This window comes from Mucilaginibacter sp. R-33, from assembly GCF_049949235.1.
In the GTDB taxonomy this organism is placed as follows: domain Bacteria; phylum Bacteroidota; class Bacteroidia; order Sphingobacteriales; family Sphingobacteriaceae; genus Mucilaginibacter.
The window spans coordinates 1,143,654-1,161,788 of record NZ_CP188089.1 but is presented as its reverse complement, the minus strand read 5'-3'; the positions used below and the strand labels follow the sequence as shown (position 1 = coordinate 1,161,788).

Sequence of the window (18,135 nt, the reverse complement as noted above, 5' to 3'; positions counted from 1 at the left end):
GCGCTTACTTTCTGTTAATGAAGAGAAAATGAATAAGGTTGTTTTTTAATTAAGAGCAACCTTATTTTGTTAAATTAGCCATATCTATTTAGTTAAATAATATATGAATAAAGTTTACTCACTTTTCAATAGAGTTAAAAAGCACACCATTATATTCATTTGTTTTGTTGGCCCGCTGTTGATAAGCATCAATGCCAGGGCGCAATATTTTGGCCAAAACAAGGTAAGGTACAAAAACCTTAAGTTTAACGTTTATAAAACCCCTCACTTCGAGATTTACTATTACCTGAAAAATGATAGTATGGTAAAACGCTTTGCCCAGGAAAGTGAACTGTGGTACACCCTGCATCAACAGGTTTTCAAGGATACATTTAAACATGCCAATCCAATAATATTATATGCCAACCATCCCGATTTTCAGCAAACAACCGCTATTGATGGTGAAATTAGCGTAGGTACAGGCGGTGTTACCGAAGGCCTAAAAAACCGGGTGGTGATGCCGGTGATGGAAACCAACCAAACCACGAGGCACGTTATCGGGCACGAGTTGGTACACGCTTTCCAATATCGTTTATTGCTGGGACATGATTCATCCGAATACGAAAATATAAACAACATTCCGCTTTGGATGATAGAGGGTATGGCCGAATACCTGTCTTTAGGTAAGAAGGACACTTATACAGCCATGTGGATGCGTGACGCCTATTTGAACCATGATATTCCTACTGTTCGCGATCTTACCGAAAGCAGCAAATACTTCCCTTATCGTTATGGCGAAGCATTCTGGTCGTTCATAGGTTCAACTTATGGTGATACGGTTATAGTACCCTTCTTTAAAAACGCGGCCAGATTTGGTCTGGAATATGGCATCAGGCGTACATTTGGTTATGATGACCGGACGCTCTCCCGACTTTGGAAAAACTCTATCGAGGCTACTTATAAACCCTTTTTAAAGGATACCACTCAAACACCAAAAGGCATCAAACTGGTTGACAGTAAAAACGGCGGTGACCTTGTGGTTGCTCCATCCGTTAGTCCCGATGGCAAATATGTCGCCTTTTTATCGGCCAAAAGTTTATTCAGCATTGATCTTTATTTGGCCGATGCTAAAACAGGGCGCATATTACGAAAGCTCACGAGTAAGGTATCCAACACCCATATTGATGAGTTTAACTTCATCGAATCGGCAGGTGCTTGGTCGCCAGACGGGACTAAATTCGCCTTTAGTGTATTTAGCAAAGGGCGTAACAGGCTCGATGTAGTTGACCTGAAAAGCGGCAATGTAATTGATGATATTTCGATGGAGCAGGTAGTCCAGTTTAGTAACCTGTCATGGTCACCCAACGGCAAGGATATCGTTTTCCAGGGATTGGTAGAAGGGCAAAGTGATCTGTACTCTTATAACTTCGATACTAAAAAGATCACGCAACTTACCAACGATAAGTTTTCCGATTACCAGCCAAGCTATTCACCGGACGGTAAAAAGATCATCTTTTCGAGCGATAGGACCACTTATGATCAGTCGTTGGAGCAGGATATCCCCTTTAATCTGGCCGAGCTTGATCTAACAACCGGAAAAGTAACCGACATTAAAATTTTTAACGGCGCAAACAATCTGAACCCGCAATATTCGGCTGATGGCAAGCAGATCTACTTCCTGTCAAACCGTGATGGCTTTCGCAACCTTTACCGCTATACTATCGCGTCGGGTCAGATAGAACAAATGACCAACCTGTTTACCGGCATTTCGGGCATTACTGAATATTCACCAGCATTAAGTATTTCCAATCACGATGACGTGGTTTACTCTTACTATCGCGCGCAAAAATATTCCATTTATAACGCCAAAGCGTCCGACTTTACTCCTGTTGTTGTGCAGCCGGGTGAAGTTAACTTTGCAGCAGGCACTCTGCCGCCAAACCGCTCTGTTGGCGTCGACCTGATTAACTCTAACCTGAACAACTTTTTAGCCTATCGTAAAATTCCGACTGATTCGGTTAAGGCTATTCCGTTCCGTTCCAAGTTTAAGCTTGATTACCTTGCAGGCAGCGGCATTGGTGTTGGTGTAAGTAACTTCTATGGCACAAGTCTTTCAAGCGGGATCCAGGGCGTATTCAGTGATATATTAGGGCGCAACCAAATCTTTGCCGCTGCATCGGTAAACGGGCAGATCTATGATTCAGGCGCTGCTGTAACCTACGTAAACCAAACCGGCCGCTGGAACCTTGGTGTGGGCGTTTCTCACATCCCTTATCAGTTCGGCTTCAATACAACTACTTACCCGGTCAGGAATGTGGGCGGTAAAAATCAAACCGTTTATTCTGATAACATTGACATTATCCGCAATTTTGAGGATGCGGGCAGGGTGTTCACCTCATACCCTATTTCCAGGACAACCCGTTTTGAGGTGAGCGGAGCAGCCTCACACAACTATTACCGTGTTGACCGTTACAGCGATTATTACCTGATTGATACTGCTGTAGTAAATGGCAAGCAGCAAATAGGAATTGGTAATTACATCAGCTCCGACAGGAAAAAAATCCCTAACGAAGAAGAGTCTGCAACCCTTAATCAAAACTACGGCTCAACCTATTTTTATAATCTAAAATCATATTCCATCCTAACGCTTTCAACCGCGTTAATTGGTGATAATTCGTTTTTTGGTGTAACAGCGCCGTTGAATGGTTTCAGGTACAGGCTGGAAGCGGGTTATAACTTTGGTACCTATCGTTTCTTTTCGCCCACTATTGATGTAAGGAAATATGTACGCACCGCGCCTGTAACCTTTGCAGCGAGGTTCTTTGCAACGGGCAGATTTGGTGATGATAAGGGACTTTATCCCTTATTTGTAGGCTATCCATTCTACATCAGGGGTTACGAAGGGCAAACATTTTATAACAACGGTAAAGCTACAACCAACGGCTTTACTATCGATCAATTATCAGGCAGTCGTTTGGCTGTGTTTAACTTTGAGGTACGCTTGCCATTTACCGGTCCCGAAAAATTGGCTGCTATTAAATCCAAATTCCTGTTTACCGATCTTAACTTGTTTTTTGATGCCGGTTTAGCCTGGAACGCCGGAGATCATATCTATTTTCAGAAAGATCCGCCGGTGATTGGTCAACAGGATTTTATAAACTCTGACGGCACTACTACAACACAAAACGTTTACGGCCGGGTACCTGCCTTGAGCGCGGGGATTTCTCTTCGTATTAACGTATTTGGTGCTTTTATTTTAGAGCCTTACCTGGCTGTTCCCTTTAACCGCAGCGATGTTAAAAAACCGTTGTTTGGTTTAGGTTTTACACCAGGTTGGTAATATGTAATACTACTTATTACGATGATAAAACAGAAAAGCGGCTTAGTGACCGCCTTTTCTATTTTATCTTTACTTCAATATCAAACTATGGCAATAAAAGATGAGCCGTCTCCATCCATTTCTTAATTAATGCAACGCGGTCTTTCATAAACTTAGGCCCCCAGTATAAATTCGACCAGTCATCAAAGTTTTCATATTGAAAGCCAAAATAAAACACCCAAAATCCAAAACCTAAATATGGTATGGCGGCTATTTCTTCATTTGATAAAGCCCGTACTTTACGGTAACTATTAATAAAAGTCCGGAAAGCATCACGCGCTTCTTGCTCAGTGATTTTTCCGTAGGTAAACTCTAAAAAATAGTGAATAAAAAAAGATGTAATATCATAAGCCAACAGACCTTTACCTACGAAATCAAAATCAAAGAAAGTTATTTCACCCGCATCATCGAAATGAAAGTTTTTCGGAAGAAAATCAAAATGGCAATAGCCATAGCTAAAACCTTCATCAAATTGATTATACCTCTCCATTACTTCAGCGGCAGTTTGCTTTAGATAGGCATAGTCATCTTCAAGGCCTGCAAATGCAGGCTCAAGTATTTTAAGTGGATTAACGATAACAGTTTCTATTGAGTACGTATGACGGTGATAGCTAAGCTCCATTGCAGATGTAATATTATGAATAGCGGCCATCTCCCTGCCCACAGTTTCGAGTTGCTGATCATTCATGGAATAAACAACACCGCCTTGTGCCCATGAAAACAACACACCATAACGAATCCCTTCGGCAGCATTGAATACCTGTAACGTTTCGCCGCTTTTATCAGGAATAGGCCGGGATACTTTTGCGCCTCTTTGAAACAGGATAGTTAATAACTCTACCTCGCCTTTGATCTCTTCCAGCTTTCGGTGCGCATCCCTGTAAATTTTAAAAATGTACTTTTCGGCTGCATTTTCTATAATATAAGTGTCGCTCACATTGCGGATCAATAACCGGCATGTTGTATGGCTTAAACCATAACTTTCCTGAAGTTTTATATTCAGTGCTTTTGATGATAAGGTTGAGTATTGCGTAGGGAAGATTTCCATAGGTTAACAAAGGTAGCTTATAATCTACAACCCGGTTATCCATTTTAAAACCTATTTATATTTTGTATGTTTAACCTATAACCTACAGACTATGAAAAAGTTACTGCTGTTAATATCCATTGTATTTTGCCCGGCATTATTGCTGGCCCAAACCGAAAACAAAAGCAGTAATATCACAGCAATGCTCCCGGCCAATGATATTGTAAAAAACATATCCGCAGCGCCCAATACGCATACCTTTTACATTTTTATTCAAAAAACAAACCTTGCACTCACTTATACCAGCCGGGGACCAATCACCGTATTTGTGCCGGTTGACGACGGATATAGCGATATGCCTACCGGAAAGTTCGACTCTCTTGCCAAACCTGCGCATATTTGGGAACTTACAGATTTAGTTACCTACCACGCCATTGCCGGGCAGCTAAAAGCAAAAGATATTCAGAAAAAGATCAACAAAGGAAAAGGGTTGGCAGTGTTTACCACGCTATCGGGCGGTAAATTGTTCGCTAAAATAGATAGCAATAACAATATTGTTTTGATTGATGGCAACGGAGGTAAAAGTACAATCAGTCAGTTTGATATTAAACAAAACAACGGCATAGTACATCTGGTAAACAAAGTACTGGTACCCAAAAAGAAGCTCATATAAACAGACTGCCAAATGACAATCCTCATACAATAAAATTACGTATTTGAGTTAAAGCTCATAATAGTTTCCGGCAACGAAAAGGAAGCATCTATAACATCAAAACATAATGGGTTATGAAAACACTCATCTTAACAGTGATAGCTTTAAGCATCCTGATAGCATTAGGATGCCAAAATACCAACGGGCAGGGTGCCAAACGTAAACTGAGCAAACCTGCCGATGAATGGAAAAAGACGCTTACATCCAATCAATACCATATTATGGTTGAAAGTGGCACCGAACCACCCTATCAGAACGAGTATTGGAACAATCATGAAAAAGGTGTTTACGTAAGCGCCGCAACCGGCGATACGCTATTCACCTCTGATGACAAATTTGATAGCGGTACGGGCTGGCCAAGTTTTGTTAAACCTGTCGACCCGAAAAAAGTAGCAATAATTACTGATAACAGCTACGGCATGAGTCGTGATGAAGTTATTGAAAAAAGTACAGGCTTACACCTTGGCCACGTATTTGATGACGGGCCTGCCGACCGCGGCGGCAAAAGGTACTGCATGAACTCAGGGGCTTTAAAATTTATTAAAAAGCCATAACCCTGCGGTTCACATTTAAGGACGGGCGCAGCTGCGGCCTTACACGTAAGCCCTGCTCATATTTTAAGCCAATGGTGAGGTCTATCCAATCGGCATTAACAGATCTGATCATTTTTTCTTTTTGCGGGCGTGTAAAAGTGCTCACCACTTTAAAACGTTCCATTGCCTGCTCTTCGGTATTGATCTCCTCAAAATAAACCAAACGGTTAAGCTGCTGTGCATTATCGAAAAACAAAGTTGGCATTTCGCTGTAAAACTGGATGGTTTTCATCAGGTCTGAACATAGGCCTACATGCAGATTTTTACGGTTCCTGTCGGTAATGATATAAACAAAACGTTTCATTTTATGATAAAAAATTTGGTGAACAGATAATTATTACTAACTTTATGAGCATAAAATTACTAATAAATTTAGCAAATCCAAATTTTATGTCAATAATTTCACAAAATATTAAGTTTCTCCGCAAAAAGAAGGGTTTAACGCAACAGCAATTTGCGGACGAATTAGGTATAAAACGTTCATTAGTAGGCGCATACGAAGAAGACCGGGCCGACCCTAAATATGACTTACTAAAAACATTAGCAACCTATTTTGATGTTACTATTGATGACTTTATCAACGAAACCATCAACGAAAAATGGCAGCCAAAACCAAAAGGCAACCCCGCCAACCTGCGGATCCTGAGTATTTCTGTTGATAAGGAAGAAAATGAAAATATAGAAATGGTGCCCGTAAAAGCCAGCGCCGGATACCTTAATGGTTATGCCGATCCTGAATACGTGGCACAGCTTCCGAAGTTTTACCTGCCTATGTTTAAACAGGGCACTTACCGTGCTTTCGAGATCAAAGGCGACTCCATGCTACCCCTTGTATCCGGTACTATTATAATAGGTGAATATGTAGAGAATTGGGGCGATGTAAAAAGCGGCGAAACCTATGTAGTAATATCTAAAAATGACGGCGTGGTTTACAAACGCATCGGTAATAAATTTAAAGAAAACAAAAAGCTAAAACTTATTTCTGATAACCCGGTTTATGAACCTTATGAAATATCGGGCGAAGATGTACTGGAAATATGGAAAGCTAAAGGTTATATTTCAACACAATTACCAACACCTTCTCCTGAGCCTACCATGGAAAGCCTTACAGCAATGATGGCCCAGATGCAGCGCTCCATATCTAACTTACAGCAAGGCAACAATTAAGTTACATCGGCTTTTTTAAACCATTACGATCTATCTTTATCATACTGATAAAACGTAAATTAAATTAAAAAGCTATGAAAAAATTATTGTTAATGTGCTGCTTCCTTTTAGGAATTTCAGCAGCCAGCTACGCACAGGGTGGCATGAGAAGAAGCCCGGAAGAAAGAGCAAAAGAATTGCAAACCCAGCTTAAATTAACAGATGATCAAACTACTAAGATCACGGCAATTTACAAAGAGCAGGCAACCAAAATGGACAGCGTACGCACTGCTGCCAACGGCGACAGGGATGCAATGCGTTCGGCAATGCGCCCCATGATGGAAGCAACCAACACCAAGATCAAAGCTATTTTAACAGCAGAGCAGGCTGCTGCTTATGATAAGGCAATGAAGGAAAGAATGGATCGCATGCGCCAGGGCGGCGGCGGCCGGTAAATATTATCAAATAGAAAAAAGCGGCCAATGGTCGCTTTTTTTATTTTTGCACAAAACGAAGCACATTGAATACAGCCGAAGACTTTTTAAAACGCAGATTAGATGAAAGACAACAGGCAGGCACATACCGGCAACTGAAACCCGAAAGCAGCCTGATTGATTTTTGCTCTAATGATTACCTCGGCTTTGCCCGATCGGCAGTTCTGAAACAAAGCATCGCTCGCGAGGTAAACAACCATCCGCTTAGCTTAAATGGAGCCGCCGGTTCAAGGCTGCTATCGGGCAACATACAATATGCCGAAGATCTGGAGGATCAAATAGCTGCTTATCACCAAAGTGAAGCCGGCCTGCTTTTTAATTCGGGTTATGATGCTAACCTGGGTTTGCTTTCGTCCCTGGCCCAGCGCGGTGATACGCTAATTTTGGACGAGCTGGTACATGCCTCGATCATCGACGGCGCAAGGTTAAGCTATGCCAATCGCTATAGTTTCAGGCACAATGACCTGGAAAGTTTAGAAGCCAAATTAAAGTTAGCTAAGGGCAACTGCTATGTGGTTATTGAAAGTGTTTACTCCATGGATGGAGATACCGCTCCCCTTTTAGAGATTTTCAACCTTACTGAGAAATATAACGCCGCCCTGATTGTTGATGAAGCACATGCTGTAGGTCTCTATTCTAAAGGGTTGGTTTGTGAACTTGGTTTACAGCAAAGGATCTTTGCCCGTGTGATTACGTTTGGTAAAGCTTTGGGTAGTCATGGTGCAATAGTACTTGGAAGCAGCAACCTACGGAATTACCTCATCAATTTTTCACGTTCTTTTATTTATACTACTGCTGCATCTTTCCATCAGCTTGCGGCGATCAAAATGGCATATCAGCTATTGGAAAACTCAAACGAGGCCATCATTAACCTAAAAAGGAACATTCGGTTATTTAAACAGAAAGTAAACGCGGGCGAAACCTATACACTGCTAAACAGCGATAGCTCCATCCAATGTATCGTGCTCAAAAGTAACGAAACAGCCCGGGAAGCAGCCAGGCAGCTGCAAACCAATAATCTTGATGTGAGGCCCATTTTAAGCCCTACCGTTGCACAAGGTACCGAGCGCATCAGGATCTGCCTGCATAGTTTTAATACCGAAAATGAGTTAACTTTGCTTGCTGCAACGCTTAACAAATTTATACTATTACATGCCTGATAAGCAACCGATATTTATTTCCGGTATTGATACCGGCATAGGTAAAACCTTGGTTTCGGCTATTTTAACCGAAAAATTAAACGCAGATTACTGGAAGCCCATACAGTCGGGCGATCTTGATAAAAGCGATACGCTGAAAGTTAAAAGTCTTATCTCAAATCCGGTTACCCAATTTTTCCCGGAGGCCTATGCTTTAACTCAGCCATTCTCCCCTCATAAATCTGCTGCCCTTGATAAAGTGACTATCGATCTGGAAAACATCGTTCTGCCTAAAACCGATAACCAGTTAATTATAGAAGGAGCCGGTGGTTTGATGGTACCTTTGAATGATAACTTCCTGATCATCGATCTCATTAAACAGCTTAATGCCCGGGTAATACTGGTAAGCAAACACTATTTGGGCAGCATTAACCATACCCTGCTTTCGTTACATGCATTAAAAAAATACGGCATCCCGGTTATGGGGGTCATTTTTAATGGAGATAAGGATATCTATTCAAAAAGTTATATTCTTGAATATTCAGAAGTTGCCGATCTCGGTCAGATCCCTGAATTTAAAACTATCAACAAAAAAACCGTTAAAGAGGCTGGTAAGTTTATTACCTTGTAATCGGCAGCTTTCATAAACCGATATTTTGCCGGCTTCGTAAATATACACTATGGAAAACATCACTGTAATTGGCTCAGGTACTATGGGCAACGGTATCGCCCACACTTTTGCCCAGCATGGCTTTAAGGTATCATTAGTTGATATCAGCGATAACGCCCTGAGTAAAGCCCTGCAAACTATTGACAATAACCTGGACAGGCAGCTGAAAAAAGGCATTATAAATGAAGATGTAAAAGCCCAAACTATGAGCCGGATCCATGTTTTTACTGATCTGGCAGAAGGTGCTCAAAATGCCGACCTTGTAATTGAAGCGGCTACCGAAAATCAGGAAATAAAACTTAAACTGTTTAAACAGCTGAGTGAAATTTGCAATGATAAAGTTATCCTTGCTTCCAATACCTCATCTATCTCCATCACTAAGATTGCATCGGTAACCAAATCCCCGGGCAACGTTATAGGCATGCATTTCATGAACCCGGTACCGGTGATGAAGCTTGTCGAAGTGATACGCGGATATGCCACTACTGATGCCGTTACCGAAACCATTATGGAGCTTTCGCGCACTTTGGGCAAAGATCCGGTTGAGGTTAATGATTATCCAGGCTTTGTAGCCAATCGGATTTTAATGCCGATGATAAACGAGGCTATTTACACCCTGTATGAAGGTGTAGCCGGCGTACAGGAAATTGATACGGTGATGAAACTGGGCATGGCCCACCCTATGGGACCGCTGCAATTAGCTGATTTCATTGGGCTTGATGTTTGCCTTGCTATTTTGAAAGTTTTACACGATGGCTTTGGCAATCCCAAATATGCGCCTTGTCCGTTGTTGGTAAATATGGTTACGGCTGGCCACTTAGGAGCCAAGACAGGTAGCGGGTTTTATAAATACTCCGCGAGTAGCAAAGATTTGGTTGTGGCCGATAAATTCATAGCCTAAACGCCGTTAAACTTTCGATGTTGGATGTTGTCAAAAGTTATTATACTGAACAACTAAAAACATCTGAAATGAAGACCATTGCTAAATTAGGAATAGTACTCGCCCTAACAGGCTCATTATTTGCATCATGCTCAAGCCAGGCTTACGTAACCGAACGCCCGGTTGAACCGGTTTATGTTCGTCCGGTAGCTCCCTAACCTAATGCTGTTTGGGTACCCGGCGAATGGGTTTGGCGCGGTAACCATTACGTTTACCGCCAGGGCTTTTATGCAAGGCCAAGATATAACCGGGTATATGTTCAGGGACATTGGCAACCAACCAATCGGGGATATGTTTGGGTAAGGGGGTATTGGAGGTAGCCCCCCGGCCCTAAAGAGGGAGTTATAAAACAGAAAGCCTTTAGCATTTTTTTTCTGCTAAAGGCTTTTTCTTTTAACCGCTCTTGTTCCCCCCTTAGGGGGGTAGGGGGCTTTACATCCTTTCCGGCACTTCAATACCTAAAAGTTTCATCCCTTTGCTGATCACCTTGGCTGATGATGCCGATAAGGCCAGACGGAATTGTTTTGAATCCTCATCTTCAGCCTGTAAGATCGACTTTTCATGATAGAACTTGTTATATGTTTTAGCAAGCTCATATACATAATTGGCGATAACAGCCGGGCTATAACCTTTTGCAGCTTCTTTAACTGTTTCAGGGTATTTATCAAGTAATACAATTAAATCGCGTTCAACGCCTGCCAGTTCAGTTACAGTCGGTTTAATTCCAACCTGATAATCAGCCCTGCTTAATACCGACTTAATCCGGGCGTGGGTATATTGAATAAACGGTCCGGTATGTCCCTGGAAATCTACCGATTCGTTAGGATCAAACAGCAAACGTTTTTTTGGATCGACTTTTAACAGGAAGTATTTAAGTGCGCCCATACCAATGGTATGATATAATGCAATCTTATCTTCTTCGTTAAACGCATCAACCTTGCCCATGGCTTCGGTTTGCTCTTTGGCGGTTGCTTCCATCTCGGCCATCAAGTCATCAGCATCAACTACTGTGCCCTCGCGCGATTTCATTTTGCCAGATGGAAGATCAACCATACCATATGATAGATGAAACAATCCATCTGCACCTGTTTTACCCAATTTCTGCAATATCAGGAACAGTACTTTGAAGTGATAATCCTGCTCGTTACCTACCACATAGATTGATTTATCCATGTTGTAATCGTTATACTTTAACTGTGCGGTACCCATATCCTGGGTAATGTAAACCGATGTACCATCTCCACGAAGCACCAGTTTTTCGTCAAGACCGTCTGACGTAAGGTCTATCCAAACCGAGTTATCTGCTTTTTTAAAGAATACGCCTTTTGCAAGGCCTTCTTCAATAATATCTTTACCTAAAAGGTATGTGTTAGACTCGTAGTAGTATTTATCAAAGTCAACACCCAGTTGCTTGTAAGTTTCAGCAAAACCGGCGTACACCCAGCCGTTCATGGTGCGCCAAAGATTCATTACCTCTTCATCACCGGCTTCCCATTTTTGCAGCATCTGCTGGGTTTCGATCATGATAGGAGTGGCATTTTTGGCTATCTCTTTGATCTTATCTTCTTCGCCTGCAATTTTCTCATTCAGTTCGCCGATCAGCTTTTGATTTACTGCATCGGTTTGAGCAAGTTTATCCTTTACCTTAACTATGGTAGCTAACGAATCTTCAATCTTCGTTTTCTGATTTTCTTTAAACACCGAAAGATCATGCTTTTCATAAACATCGTTCAGAACAGGTTTAAGCTGCTCTCTCAGTTCCTTATCAAACAGCACATAATACTTGCCTACCAAATGATCGCCTTTCATACCAGATGATTCGGGAGTTTCGCCGTTACCGAACTTTTGCCAGGCCAGCATGGATTTACAGATATGGATTCCGCGGTCATTAACCAGGTTGGTTTTGATCACCTCATAGCCATCGGCTGCCAGGATCTCAGCAACCGAATAACCCAACAGGTTGTTACGGATATGGCCAAGGTGCAGCGGTTTATTGGTATTGGGCGATGAATACTCAACCATCACCTTTTGTCCGTTAGGTTTTGCTGCCGCGAAGTCATCGGCAATAATATTATTATATAACTGGCTAATCCAGTATTCGTCGGTTATTGAAAGGTTCAAAAAGCCTTTGATCACATTAAAAGAAGCAACTTCCTTCAATTCGTTTTTGAGGTACTCCCCTATTTCGGTGCCGGTTTGTTCCGGGCCTTTGCGCGAAAATTTGGTGAACGGGAAGGTTACTATGGTTACTTGTCCTTCAAACTCTTTACGAGTTTCCTGTATGCTAACGGCAGCCGGTTCAATATCAGTTTGGTATAGTTGTTTAACTGCTTTTACGGCTGCTTCAATAATAAAATCCATTCGGCAAAATTAAATAAAATGGGCAGATTGCGAATACTAAAATGGTGATGTTTACACGTAGACTAGGAGGCACCATACGGAGTCATATTAATATTATGTCATACCGTAAATACATAACAGGATTATCTCAAAATCTGTAACCTTTTTTGGGACGAGACCTTTTGGTTAATAAAACTTCATGCTGAAGAAATTGCTTTATCAATTCGTCAGGTTTAGCCATTTCAAATTCACTAAAATCAAAACACGGCGTAACGGCACAGCACCTCCTTTAGAACAAACATTCAGCAGCAAATCATGTGCTATTTGCATATTGAAAGACGCAATTACGCGTCTCTATGTAAAAAATATTTAACAGGCAAACAGCTTTAAAACGCCCTTCTGGTTATTTTGTTCTGCCAATTTCTTGGCAGATAGGCCATCCTTATTCTTGATATTAAAGTCAGCGCCATATTGCAGTAATAGCCTGATCTGGTCAAGTTTGTACTTTCGTTTCACAGCATGAAAAAGTGTCGTATTTCCATCCTTATCAGCAAAATTCACATTGGCGCCATTCTTTAAAAACCACCTGGCCACTTCAAAGCGTTTCCAATTGTAAGCAGCCATAAATGGCGTATCATTACCCGCACTACTATCAATTTGTGCGCCGTAGCTTTTAAACAGTTCAGCTGCTTCAGCATCATTATACCAGGTTATGGCATACATACAATGTTCCGGGTCTGCCCCATTTGCCAGCAGGTACTTGTATAACAGCGCGTTTCGTCCACGGGTATAAGCATACCAAAGCGGTGTGGCCGGGAAGAAACCGCATTCTTCTTTTATCCGGTGGATTGAATTGATATTCATACCGCCGGCCAATAATAATTCGAGTATCGTTAAACTATCTTCAGCCTTATCCGGCTTCTTCACAATCTCAACAGCGCATAAATAATGGAGCGCGTTTTTACCATCGTCTTCAGTCCAGGCAAGCCATCTGGGATCTTTCCTGATCATCGCCTTAACAGCTTCAATGTTAAAATCCTTTATATGCTGAATAAATTTAATCATAGTGCGTGTTTGCTATTTATCCAACAGTGCCAACCATGTTTTAACCGCGCTTTTTAATGCATTTTCTTTCACCACAACCTCATCCATACTATAAAAAAATGCCAGGCGCCTGCCATCTGCATAATCGCCGGAAAGCAAACCCGAGGCATCATTGATCTTGGCGCCGGAAAGGAATACCAGCCTGATACAATCTGTTTGGTAAACGTTTGAAACAATCAGGTATCTTTTATACTTTTGGGGATCAAAAGGTTTCATCTCTCCGGTATACAAAAAGCTTGGTGCATTCCATTTGATGTGTTCGCCAATTTCATCGTCAACACTTAGGATGATTTTTCTTAAAGCCTCTAATACTTCCTTTAGTGGATGATCAAGCTTTTGCATATATGCATCTACACCTTCAGAATCGGCAAGGATGGCTGTTTTTGCAGTTTTGGCTTTCATGATTAAACCGGTAATAAATTGGTTGTGAGGCTTAATCTAAGTTAAAAAAAGAATAGTTAATACCAAAGGAACCGTAAATAGTACCACAAAACGAACATGGATCCTTTTAACTTTGGTGAATCAAATTAGATTATTACCATCATGGAACAGAGGCTGCCACTCCCCCCATTTAATTTTGAAACTGCCACCCAAAAAGTACAATTGGCCGAAGATGCCTGGAACAGCCAGGACCCGGCACGGGTTTCATTAGCATATACCATTGATACCGAATGGCGCAACCGCTCAGAATTTGTGAACGGCCGCGAACAGGTTGTTGCATTTTTAACCCGCAAATGGCAAAAGGAACTTGACTATAAGCTAAAAAAAGAACTCTGGGCCTTTACAGATAACCGCATTGCTGTAAGGTTTGAATATGAATACCATAACGCCCAAGGAGAATGGTTTCGCGCTTACGGTAACGAGAACTGGGAGTTTGACGAAAACGGGCTTATGCAAAAACGCTATGCCAGTATCAATGACTTACCCATCAGGCAAGAAGACAGGCGGCTGTAAAAATAGGATAACCCATTGTAAAAGCCGACGGCTTTTACAATGGGTTAAACATCAATATTAAAATAATTAAGTAAAAAGGTTTAGGCTCCTCTTCAGTTAGGTTTATAAACGTTCGAAGTAATTTCTACATCCTTACGCTTTTAATGGTCATAAGCATATTTCATTCAGGGGTACAAATATTAAACCGGGGGGCCTTTATATCTCAAATTTCGTTTAAGCACTAAAATTAGAAAGGGTGAAATCGCCCTTTTTTTAGTTCAAAACAGATAATAAAATGAAATAGAAGTTCATTATTTTTCATACTTTGCATTATAGTTAACACCGGTTAACAGATATAACCTTTAATTAATGCAAACTTCTACATCGGCCGCGCCTATACAAATTGCCATTATCGATAACCACACTTTGTTCAGGCAGGGCATGATTAGCCTGCTCGAAGACTTTAAAGAGGTTGAAATTCTTTTCGATGCTGAAAACGGGGAGGATATGATCAGTAAACTTAAAAAGTCATCCTTGCCTGATATTGTTTTGATGGACATTACCATGCCTGTGATGGATGGTTATAAAGCAACCGCCTGGCTACGGGAAAACCACCCAACGGTAAAAGTATTGGCGCTAAGCATGTCTGACGAGGATAAACCGATCATCAACATGCTTAAGAACGGGGCGGTTGGTTACATGCTTAAGGATTCGAAGATCAGGGATGTAGTGTATGCGATGCAAACTATCCAGAAGCATGGTTACTACCTTAATGAACTGGTAAGCGGCAAATTGCTTTATACCATGCAAAATAAAAATGCAGCTGCCGATAAATCCAAAGAGCTTACCTCTAACGAACTTACATTTCTGAAACTAAGCTGTTCAGAGCTAACCTACAGGCAAATTGCCGATGAAATGAACCTGAGCCCTCATACTATTGATAACTACCGTGAATCACTGTTTCAAAAATTCGGGCTTAAGTCAAGAACGGGTATGGTGCTTTTTGCTATTAAAAACCAGATCATAAGCGTATAAGGCCCTTTCTGATCTCAATCTCTTTTATCATATGCTAAAAAATCAGTTTAAGCACAAAAGGTACCACAATAATCCCCAGGCTAATCAACACATAATTACGGTAAATTTTGCTGCCGCGACTTGGATATAGGTTCATCAGCTTATTATAGCGGTCATTGTAAAAAATGAGCAGATAATTCAATATCACAAAGGGAATAAAAAATACAAGCAAACCGGCAATGAAGGCATTTATAGCCTTATCTCTTGTTAGGTCTATTGTAAAAAGGATAGGGATATCAGTAAAAGAGCGGAGAATAAATAAGAAGGTTAGCAGGTTAACGCCCTGAATTAGTGATATTGGAATAATTGTAAATGCCTTCCAATTACCATCTGTCCCCTTCTTTGCCCTTTCTTGCGTTATGGCGTCAACCCAGATCTTATAATAAATGCTCAACATTTGCTTTTCATTTATATACAACTATTTTAACTAACCCTAAAACCGGCATGTTAGTTTGCATTACTATTAAGTAACTGACAATTACTATATTCCGTTAGTAATGGCAATTCGTTACGATATTTCGTCATCTCAAAGTCAGCAACAAACACAAAATCCTCATTATCAATAATATAAAAAATAGGCATTGGTATTGATCTTCATATGCCAATCACTTTAATAATATCATTAACCTTAAAATCACTTTTTATGCCAAATCATCTATCAACGTTCGGAATTATCCATACTGCAATAAGCCTTGTGGGAGTTGCCGTTGGTTTTATAGCCTTATTTCAGGATGGAAAAATTGCCCCCAAAACAAAAAACGGCAGGCTTTACGGCATTTTTACTGTGCTGGCCTGCTTAACATCATTCCTGGTCATGAAAACAGGGCACCTAAGCAGCGCGCATAACCTGTCTTTTCTTATTTTGATATTATTGCCTGTTGTTTACTATGCTCCGTCATTGCGCGTTTTTGGCAGTAAGGCAGATTATGTGCAAACTTTAGGCATGACGGCCACCTTATTCTTTTCGTTGGTGCCCGCGGTAGTTGAAACGCTTACAAGGCTCCCTGTTGAACAACCATTGGCCGATGGGCCCGATTCGCCCGTAATAAAAACAGGGCTTTTAATTTTACTGGTATTATTTATCATAATTATGATATACCAGGCAATTAAACTGAAAAGCCGGCGCAAAGGATTTACCCCGGCTATGTGAATTGATATTTCGCCGGTACTTATCTTGATATTTTAAGCAGAGGTATGGAGTCTTGTATCCGCTCGGCTCAACGTGTGGCCGGCGAAATTAATAAGGTATAAACAAAAAAGCACCCCTCTCAGGATGCCTAAAACAAACTAAATCAAATAACTTTATCCTGAAGTACCATCGAAAAAATGCTTTTCACAGCCGCTCCGATATTGTCTTTATAGTTTATGGTCAATTTATAATTGTCGACAACAAATGCCGAATTGGTATAAAATTGAGCGTTAGAAGGCTCGGTACTGATAACATTACTACCTTCACTTACCGTTTTTTTTGCGATAACAATGTTTAATCCATCTCCTTTAGTATGAAATTTCCCGGTGTACTGAACCGTTGTTGAATTACCATTTGTATAAGTTACATCGGCCAAAACAAAAGTACTATCCGACGAGAATACTAAATAACGCGCCTGTTCCCCCTCTTTAACCGGAATATACCACTGGCCAAAAAGAGATGTATTTTTTTGGACAGGTTGCTGCGCCTTGTCTTTTTTACAGGCGCCAAGAGAAAACAAAACCGATAGCAACAGGCAAACAGTTAAATTCTTAAATATCAATACAGGCTTAATCATAAAGTGAAGGTTTTAATTAACATTACGATACTTATCAGTAGTTCGCTACATCAATAACAAAAAAAAAGACTGCCCAAATAGCGCAGTCTTTCAATATTTTAATAGCAGTTTATTAGTCAGCTTTACTTACCCTGCCTGAGCCAGCATACCGTGTTTCGCCAATTGTCGCCGTGCCCGAATATACAACACTTCCGGAACCCGAAATACGGGCCGAAACAGTTTTACTGGCAATTAAACTAACGTTGCCCGAACCGGCAATTGAAGCTTCAACAGTTTCTGTTGTTAATGATTTGCCGTTAATCTCGCCTGAGCCCGAGATGTGGCAATCGGCCATGCCTGTGCTGCCTTTGACATCAATAGAGCCAGATCCGCTGATCCTCAGATCCAGCGTACCTGATTTAACAGCAGTTTTGATATTCCCCGAACCGCTTAATGCAATTTTGGCATTCTCGCCAGTTATAGTACCATCAACAGTTGTGTTTCCGGAACCGCTGTTAGCAAGGTACCTGAGGCTTTTGGCTGTAATGTAAATATTAGCGCGCTGAATGTTGCGGTGGTTTTTCCAGTGATCTTTAAATTCAACTTTTAATATGCCGTTTTCTACTTCAGTTTTAATATCATCAACTACATTGGCATCAACATCAAGTTTCAGGCTTTCGGTTCCATCAATTTTAATAAATACGTTAAACGGGCCGCCACAGGCAATACCGTTATAACCGGATACATTGCGGGTTACAGTTTGTGCGGAAGCATTAAAGGCTATCGAAACCGTTAGTAACGAAGCCATAAGTGAGAAAATTAGTCTTTTCATGATCGCGTGTTTAAGAATATGACGCGTC

20 protein-coding genes and 1 pseudogene are annotated in these 18,135 nt (G+C 41.1%); 13 read left to right on the top strand and 8 right to left on the bottom strand.

Translation table 11 applies throughout. The annotated features are described in order from the left end of the window. The first annotated feature begins 103 nt into the window (after window positions 1–103). On the top strand, window positions 104–3,319 hold the full coding sequence (locus tag ACP26M_RS05135) for a DPP IV N-terminal domain-containing protein (RefSeq protein ID WP_426586768.1): 3,216 nt from the start codon (window positions 104–106) through the stop codon (window positions 3,317–3,319). 85 nt (window positions 3,320–3,404) lie between these two features. Here the strand turns inward: ACP26M_RS05135 and ACP26M_RS05130 are convergent, their stop codons facing one another. Next, a complete protein-coding gene (locus tag ACP26M_RS05130) occupies window positions 3,405–4,406 on the bottom strand; it encodes a phosphotransferase enzyme family protein (protein WP_426586766.1) in 1,002 nt (333 codons plus the stop codon). A gap of 91 nt (window positions 4,407–4,497) precedes the next feature. Between ACP26M_RS05130 and ACP26M_RS05125 the strand changes: the two genes are divergently transcribed. Then, window positions 4,498–5,058, top strand: a complete 561-nt coding sequence (locus ACP26M_RS05125) for a fasciclin domain-containing protein (protein ID WP_426586764.1) — start codon at window positions 4,498–4,500, stop codon at window positions 5,056–5,058. Between the two features lie 113 nt (window positions 5,059–5,171). Continuing rightward, complete coding sequence (gene msrB / locus ACP26M_RS05120; protein WP_426586762.1) at window positions 5,172–5,651, top strand: peptide-methionine (R)-S-oxide reductase MsrB; 480 nt, start codon at window positions 5,172–5,174, stop codon at window positions 5,649–5,651. Here msrB and ACP26M_RS05115 read toward each other — a convergent pair. After that, window positions 5,638–5,994 (bottom strand): nuclease, encoded by a 357-nt coding sequence (locus ACP26M_RS05115; RefSeq protein WP_090526890.1) that lies wholly within the window; start codon window positions 5,992–5,994, stop codon window positions 5,638–5,640. The two genes, msrB and ACP26M_RS05115, sit on opposite strands and share 14 nt — an antisense overlap. Window positions 5,995–6,080: 86 nt before the next feature. Between ACP26M_RS05115 and ACP26M_RS05110 the strand changes: the two genes are divergently transcribed. From ACP26M_RS05110 to ACP26M_RS05080, 7 genes and pseudogenes are all read left to right on the top strand, one after another. Further along, window positions 6,081–6,857, top strand: a complete 777-nt coding sequence (locus ACP26M_RS05110; protein ID WP_426586759.1) for an XRE family transcriptional regulator — start codon at window positions 6,081–6,083, stop codon at window positions 6,855–6,857. Window positions 6,858–6,931: 74 nt separating this feature from the next. After that, complete coding sequence (locus ACP26M_RS05105) at window positions 6,932–7,291, top strand: hypothetical protein (RefSeq protein ID WP_090526887.1); 360 nt, start codon at window positions 6,932–6,934, stop codon at window positions 7,289–7,291. Between the two features lie 65 nt (window positions 7,292–7,356). Continuing rightward, entirely contained in the window at window positions 7,357–8,490 is a 1,134-nt protein-coding gene (locus ACP26M_RS05100) for an aminotransferase class I/II-fold pyridoxal phosphate-dependent enzyme (RefSeq protein WP_426586757.1), read from the top strand. Beyond that, on the top strand, window positions 8,483–9,100 hold the full coding sequence (bioD, locus tag ACP26M_RS05095; protein WP_426586755.1) for a dethiobiotin synthase: 618 nt from the start codon (window positions 8,483–8,485) through the stop codon (window positions 9,098–9,100). The genes ACP26M_RS05100 and bioD overlap by 8 nt, the downstream gene beginning before the upstream one ends. Window positions 9,101–9,149: 49 nt before the next feature. Continuing rightward, window positions 9,150–10,040, top strand: coding sequence for a 3-hydroxyacyl-CoA dehydrogenase family protein (locus ACP26M_RS05090; RefSeq protein WP_426586753.1), 891 nt, complete (start codon window positions 9,150–9,152; stop codon window positions 10,038–10,040). Window positions 10,041–10,108: 68 nt separating this feature from the next. Further along, window positions 10,109–10,237 carry a hypothetical protein gene (locus ACP26M_RS05085; protein WP_426586751.1) on the top strand — a complete coding sequence of 43 codons (129 nt, stop codon included), beginning with the start codon at window positions 10,109–10,111 and terminating at the stop codon, window positions 10,235–10,237. A 99-nt stretch (window positions 10,238–10,336) separates the two neighbouring features. After that, window positions 10,337–10,399 (top strand): annotated as a pseudogene (locus ACP26M_RS05080) (hypothetical protein); the annotation flags it as partial. 112 nt (window positions 10,400–10,511) lie between these two features. Here ACP26M_RS05080 and argS read toward each other — a convergent pair. The 3 genes from argS to ACP26M_RS05065 all read right to left on the bottom strand — a co-directional run bounded on the left by argS (window position 10,512) and on the right by ACP26M_RS05065 (window position 13,925). After that, complete coding sequence (gene argS, locus ACP26M_RS05075) at window positions 10,512–12,440, bottom strand: arginine--tRNA ligase (protein WP_426586749.1); 1,929 nt, start codon at window positions 12,438–12,440, stop codon at window positions 10,512–10,514. A gap of 348 nt (window positions 12,441–12,788) precedes the next feature. Continuing rightward, window positions 12,789–13,484, bottom strand: coding sequence for an ankyrin repeat domain-containing protein (locus tag ACP26M_RS05070; RefSeq protein WP_426586747.1), 696 nt, complete (start codon window positions 13,482–13,484; stop codon window positions 12,789–12,791). Between the two features lie 12 nt (window positions 13,485–13,496). After that, window positions 13,497–13,925, bottom strand: coding sequence for a DUF1801 domain-containing protein (locus tag ACP26M_RS05065; RefSeq protein WP_426586745.1), 429 nt, complete (start codon window positions 13,923–13,925; stop codon window positions 13,497–13,499). A 141-nt stretch (window positions 13,926–14,066) separates the two neighbouring features. Between ACP26M_RS05065 and ACP26M_RS05060 the strand changes: the two genes are divergently transcribed. Together ACP26M_RS05060 and ACP26M_RS05055 are read left to right on the top strand one after the other, a co-directional pair. Continuing rightward, complete coding sequence (locus ACP26M_RS05060) at window positions 14,067–14,477, top strand: DUF1348 family protein (RefSeq protein ID WP_426586743.1); 411 nt, start codon at window positions 14,067–14,069, stop codon at window positions 14,475–14,477. A 348-nt stretch (window positions 14,478–14,825) separates the two neighbouring features. Next, window positions 14,826–15,491, top strand: a complete 666-nt coding sequence (locus ACP26M_RS05055; protein WP_426586742.1) for a response regulator — start codon at window positions 14,826–14,828, stop codon at window positions 15,489–15,491. Between the two features lie 34 nt (window positions 15,492–15,525). On the opposite strand, the gene ACP26M_RS05050 is transcribed toward ACP26M_RS05055, so the two are convergent. Further along, window positions 15,526–15,927: a hypothetical protein gene (locus tag ACP26M_RS05050; protein WP_426586741.1), complete on the bottom strand. Its 402-nt coding sequence runs from the start codon at window positions 15,925–15,927 to the stop codon at window positions 15,526–15,528. Between the two features lie 246 nt (window positions 15,928–16,173). On the opposite strand from ACP26M_RS05050, the gene ACP26M_RS05045 reads away from it, so the two are divergent. Continuing rightward, window positions 16,174–16,680: a hypothetical protein gene (locus ACP26M_RS05045; RefSeq protein WP_426586740.1), complete on the top strand. Its 507-nt coding sequence runs from the start codon at window positions 16,174–16,176 to the stop codon at window positions 16,678–16,680. A 142-nt stretch (window positions 16,681–16,822) separates the two neighbouring features. On the opposite strand, the gene ACP26M_RS05040 is transcribed toward ACP26M_RS05045, so the two are convergent. Next, window positions 16,823–17,296, bottom strand: a complete 474-nt coding sequence (locus ACP26M_RS05040; RefSeq protein WP_426586738.1) for a hypothetical protein — start codon at window positions 17,294–17,296, stop codon at window positions 16,823–16,825. A gap of 112 nt (window positions 17,297–17,408) precedes the next feature. Next, entirely contained in the window at window positions 17,409–18,107 is a 699-nt protein-coding gene (locus ACP26M_RS05035; protein WP_426586736.1) for a head GIN domain-containing protein, read from the bottom strand. Between the last annotated feature and the right edge of the window lie 28 nt (window positions 18,108–18,135).